Source organism: Roseateles sp. P5_B10 (assembly GCF_056400485.1).
This window is the reverse complement of sequence record NZ_JBFULE010000378.1, coordinates 1-5,041: the sequence shown is the minus strand read 5'-3', so window position 1 is coordinate 5,041 and position 5,041 is coordinate 1. Positions and strand designations below refer to the sequence as shown.

Here is a 5,041-nt window from a genome sequence, read left to right as displayed (position 1 = left end):
CGCCAAGCTCGTGCGCGACGGCTTCACCATGCCCGAAGCCGACTACGCGCTGCTGAAGGAACTCAAGCTGCGCCTGCACGACGTGAAGCGTGAAGCCAAGAAGAGCGAGCTGCTGCGCGCGGGCTTGCAGGCCCTGGCCCAGCTCGACGCCAAGGCGCTGGCCGCCGCGCTGGACCGGCTGGCGCCGGTCAAGACCGGACGGCCACCGAAGGCGGGCTGAGGAGAACACCATGCTCGACGCAACCTACTGGTGGCATCTGCTCTGCGCCATCGCCGGCCTCAATCTGATCGCCTGGACGGCCTCGACCGCCTGGCTGCACCGCAACCGCCCCGACGGCACCACCTGGCCCCACCAGCGCCTGCAGCTGCTGCTGTCGGCGCTTTACGTGCTGGGCTGCGGCTACCGCTCCTTGCTGCCGGTCTTTGACGTGCCGCGCCTCGTCATGGTGGATTCCTGGGCGTCCAGCGTGCTGGTCGGCCGCACCGTCGCCACCATCGCCGAGCTGAGCTTTGCCGCCCAATGGGCACTGCTGCTGCGCGGCGCGGCGCTGGCGACCGGGCACCGCTTCAGCCTCCGGGTAGCGGGCGCCGTGCTGCCGCTGATCGCCATCGCCGAGGTCAATTCCTGGTATGCCGTGCTGACGACGCGCAATATCGGCCATGTCGTCGAAGAGACCCTGTGGGGCACGGTCGCCCTGCTCAGCGTGCTGGCGCTGCTGGCCATGTGGCCGCACGCCACGCGAGCGGCGCGGCGCTGGCTGGGCCTGGCCATCGTCGCGGGTGCGATCTACGCGGCCTATATGTTCGCGGTGGATGTGCCCATGTACTGGGCACGCTGGCTGGCCGACGAAGCCGCCGGCCGGGCCTACCCCAGCCTCGTGGCGGGTGTGGCCGACGCCAGCAGCCGCTGGACGGTCTCGCACGACTGGGCGCATTGGCGCAGCGAAGTCGTCTGGATGACGCTGTACTTCAGCGTGGCCGTCTGGATCAGCATTGGGCTGGCCCACGTGCGGTTGCCGCTGCGGGTACAGCAGCCACGTCCTTAGAATCGGCGCACTGCGGGCCTGGAACACGGCCCGCTTCCATTTCCAGAGCCGACGATGAGCAACCCCGCTGCACCCGCTGCACCTGCGACGAACTTCCTGCGCCAGCGCATCGAGAACGACCTCGAGACCGGCGCGTTCGCGGGCCGCCACTTCGCCGGCACGCCCGGCGACGCCGCCCACCACAATGCCGGCCCGCTGGACGAGGCGCGCATCCGCACCCGCTTCCCGCCCGAGCCCAACGGCTATCTGCACATCGGCCACGCCAAGGCCATCTGCCTGAACTTCGGCCTCGCACGCGACTACGGCGGCGCCTGCCACCTGCGCTTCGACGACACCAACCCCGAGAAGGAGGAGCTGGAGTACGTCAACGCCATCAAGGAGATGGTGCAGTGGCTGGGCTGGTCCTGGGGCGACAACCTGTTCGAGGCCAGCAGCTATTTCGACTTCATGTACGCCGCCGCCGAGGCGCTGGTCAACGCCGGCCATGCCTACGTGGACGAGCAGAGCGCCGAGGACATGCGCGCCAACCGCGGCGACTTCGGCCGCCCGGGCGTCAACAGCCCCTTCCGCGACCGCTCTGCCGAAGAGAACCTGGCCCGCCTGCGTGAAATGCGCGATGGTCAGCATGCCGACGGCGCCATGGTGCTGCGAGCGAGGATYGACATGGCCTCGCCCAACATCAACMTGCGYGACCCGACGCTGTACCGCATCAAGCATGCGGAACACCACGCGACGGGAAACAAGTGGTGCATCTACCCGATGTACACCTTCGCCCACCCGATCGAGGACGCACTGGAGCGCATCACCCACAGCATCTGCACGCTGGAGTTCGAAGACCAGCGCCCCTTCTACGACTGGCTGCTGGAGCACCTGGCCGACCTCGGCATGCTGGCCCGCCCGCTGCCGCAGCAGATCGAGTTCGGCCGCCTGAACCTGAACTACGTCGTCACCAGCAAGCGCAAGCTGCGCCAGCTGGTGGAAGAAAAGCACGTCAGCGGCTGGGACGACCCGCGCATGCCGACACTGGTGGGCCTGCGCCGCCGCGGCTTCACGCCGGCGAGCGTGCGCGCCATGGTCGAGGCCACGGGCGCCAGCAAGCAGAACGCCTGGATCGACGACACCGTGCTCGACCAGGCCCTGCGCGCCGACCTCGAGCCGCAGGCACCCCGCGCGTTTGCCGTGCTGCAGCCGCTCAAGCTCAAGCTGACGAACTACGCCGAGGTCTTCGGCAGCGCCGACCACCGCGAGCCCTGTGAGACGGCGGCCCACCCGCACAAGCCCGAACTGGGCCTGCGCAAGTTCTCGCTCGGCCCCGAACTGTGGATCGAGGCCGAGGACTTCATGGAGACGCCGCCCAAGGGCTATTTCCGTCTGTTCCCCGGCAACAAGGTGCGCCTGAAGGCCGGCTACATCATCGAATGCACCGGCGCCGAGAAGGACGCCGCGGGCAATATCACCGCGGCGCTGGCGGCGGTCATTCCCGACACCAAGAGCGGCACGCCGGGCGCGGATGCCGTCAAGGTCAAGGGCACGATTGGCTGGGTTGGGGCACACGAGGCCGTCGCGGCTGAAGTGCGCCTGTACGAGCGCCTGTTTGCAGAGCCCCAGCCCGATGCTGGTGGCCGCGACTTCATCGAGTTCCTGAACCCCAATTCGCTGCGCGTCGTGCAGGCCTTTGTCGAGCCCTCGCTCGCGGATGCGCCGTCAGATGCGCGCTGGCAGTTCGAGCGCCACGGCTACTTCGTCACGGACCGCGTCGACCACCGCGCCGACAAACCTGTTTTCAACAAGATCACCGGGCTGAAGGACAGCTTCTCCAAATAGCCCTCAGTCGCGCGCGCCCCCGCAACGCAGCACGATGGGCACGGCGTATTCGCGGCCGACGACGGCGCGGGCGAACAGATAGTTCTGCCGCGCCCGGTCGCTCAGGGAATCCAGCCGCACGCCACCCTGCGCATCACAGGGAAAGGCCAGTCCGCGGCCGGCCTGGAACAGGGACTCGAAACKCAACTCGTAGTTGTCGCTCATCAGGGGCATGGGGCGTGAGTTCATGGGGCACCTCGTCTTGCTTGCAGACTAGGCGCCGCATGGGGCCCTTGCGCGTGAAAAGGTCGCAGCTGAACTTGCTGCCCCCCGCACTTGACTGCCCGGGCGCCAAGATGTCACGCCCGTAGCATGTCCTAACGCAGCGACCCGCGCAGCACGTCGATCTGGAAGGGCCGGTCGTTCATCTCGATGAGGGCCGGGCTGGGCACGTTCAGCGTCATCAACCGGCGCTGAGGCAGGTTGAGCAGCGCCAGCGAGGGCTGCAGGTGCTGGCGCAGCAGAGCCTGCAGCGAGCCGTCCGCATAAGCCTGGCGCAGGCCGCGCGCAATGCGCTCGATGGCTTGCTGGTTGCCGGGATGGGTATAGATGTATTGCGGCAGGTCGTAGGACAGCAGCAGGCTGTCGTCCAGCGCCAGACCCTTGAGGCCGGTGTGGGCCTGCACTTCCTGGCCGACCTCGAGCACGCTGCGGCAGAACAGGTCGGCCCGGCCGATGGCCACCATCTGGAACAGCGCCTCGTAGCCGTTGGCCTCGGCGACCGTGAAGCCGTTGGCACGCAGGATGTCCGCATCGGCCCAGCCGCGGCCCTGCACGTGGCGCAGCCGCGCCACCGCGCTCAAGGTATCGGCCTCGCGCACGACGGCGCGTTGGGGCGTGTGCACGAAGCAGACGCGGTAGCGATTCACGCCCAGATGAATGGGAAAGAGCACCGGCACCAGGCCCGCGGCCCGGCCGGCGTCCGGCCCGGTGACGACGAGGAAGTTCGGTGCGGCCTGCTGGGCTGCTTCCAGCAGCGCGCGCCGCTTGTTCATGGGCGCTGACAGCTGCAGGCGGTAAGCGCCGTCGGTCCCGCGCGTCTTGTCCAGCGCCAACTGCACCGCATCGCGGATGTAGGCGTTGCGCAGGTCGGCCTCGCTGTCAGGCGCACGCAGCGTCAGCGTCAGTTCCTGCGCATGGGCCACTCCGGCTGCCACCGCGAGCAGCGCTGGCAGGCCCTTCAACAGGCGGCGTCTGAGCAGGTCGAGGATGCTGGACACGGGCCGAATGTAGCTCTGCCAGCCAGGCCCGGGAATGGTGACCACCCCTGAACGGGCACGTTATGGCGCAACTGGCGATCGTGACTTCCTCCACGCATTTCCACCCTCAGCGCCGCGCCCTTGCAATTGCTCACAATCCGCCCGCAACGGCCTCCCTAGCATCGCGTTCGGCTCTCTTTCGAGGGCCCTCGAACCCCATGCCGGCCGCCACAACCAACCCACCCCAACAACCTGCCCAGCCGCGGCTGCTGAGCGGCGCGGGCGGCCGCTCGGGCACCATCACGGCGACCGAGGCGACGTCCTTCGCCGCCACGATTCCCTTCAACCGGCCCCAACCGACAACCACGCGTGCGGCGGCGGCACCCACGCCTGTCAGCGGCGCGCTCCCACGCTGGGCCAAGGGCGTTGTCATCGGCGGCGTGCTGCTGGCCGTGGCCATGCCGGCCTCGGTGCTGATGTCGCGCTCCATGCTCGTGCAGGAAGCCCTGACCGAGCAGAGCAGCTCCAAGGCGGCGATGGTCTGCACCGGCGGTGAAGGGAAAGCGGTCGACGACTCCAGCCTGCTGGGCTGGCTGTTCGGCGGCTCCTACTTCAGCTGCGGCGACTGGGAGACACGCGAGGCCCGCGTGCAGCGAGATCGTGATCGCGATCAAGCCAACTACATGGCCCGCGAACGGGCCAAGCAGGGGCTGAATTAGAGGGCCTGTTAGCGCCACGGCAATGGGCCGCGTTGTGGCCAGAAAGGCCGCAGGCACGACAGCAGACCGCAAGCTGGGCTCATGCCCAGCGAGGATCTGCAACACAGCATGCGGTCTTTCTGGCCGCAACCCTTCGGGAAGGCCCGCCGCAAGGGGCCACTCGTTGTTGCAGCCCTGGCCCGCACGCGAGTGCGGGCGGCGCGCTGCGTCTAGA

The 5,041-nt window shown here is 68.3% G+C and carries 5 protein-coding genes and 1 pseudogene; 4 read left to right on the top strand and 2 right to left on the bottom strand.

The window, feature by feature from the left end:
• The 3 genes and pseudogenes from AC1DU6_RS19800 to AC1DU6_RS19790 all read left to right on the top strand — a co-directional run.
• Positions 1-220, top strand: a pseudogene (locus AC1DU6_RS19800) (hypothetical protein); the annotation flags it as partial.
• A 10-nt stretch (positions 221-230) separates the two neighbouring features.
• Complete coding sequence (locus tag AC1DU6_RS19795) at positions 231-1,046, top strand: hypothetical protein (protein ID WP_457325181.1); 816 nt, start codon at positions 231-233, stop codon at positions 1,044-1,046.
• 54 nt (positions 1,047-1,100) lie between these two features.
• Entirely contained in the window at positions 1,101-2,870 is a 1,770-nt protein-coding gene (locus AC1DU6_RS19790; RefSeq protein ID WP_477859068.1) for a glutamine--tRNA ligase/YqeY domain fusion protein, read from the top strand.
• Positions 2,871-2,873: 3 nt separating this feature from the next.
• On the opposite strand, the gene AC1DU6_RS19785 is transcribed toward AC1DU6_RS19790, so the two are convergent.
• Positions 2,874-3,098: a hypothetical protein gene (locus tag AC1DU6_RS19785; protein WP_477859066.1), complete on the bottom strand. Its 225-nt coding sequence runs from the start codon at positions 3,096-3,098 to the stop codon at positions 2,874-2,876.
• Positions 3,099-3,226: 128 nt separating this feature from the next.
• Complete coding sequence (locus AC1DU6_RS19780; protein ID WP_477859064.1) at positions 3,227-4,129, bottom strand: hypothetical protein; 903 nt, start codon at positions 4,127-4,129, stop codon at positions 3,227-3,229.
• A gap of 197 nt (positions 4,130-4,326) precedes the next feature.
• On the opposite strand from AC1DU6_RS19780, the gene AC1DU6_RS19775 reads away from it, so the two are divergent.
• Positions 4,327-4,827 (top strand): hypothetical protein, encoded by a 501-nt coding sequence (locus tag AC1DU6_RS19775; RefSeq protein ID WP_457325863.1) that lies wholly within the window; start codon positions 4,327-4,329, stop codon positions 4,825-4,827.
• Positions 4,828-5,041 lie beyond the last annotated feature (214 nt).

Coding starts and splice junctions, on each gene's coding strand:
- AC1DU6_RS19795 (WP_457325181.1), top strand. CDS start 231: ATGCTCGACGCAACCTACTGGTGGCATCTGCTCTGCGCCATCGCCGGC.
- AC1DU6_RS19775 (WP_457325863.1), top strand. CDS start 4,327: ATGCCGGCCGCCACAACCAACCCACCCCAACAACCTGCCCAGCCGCGG.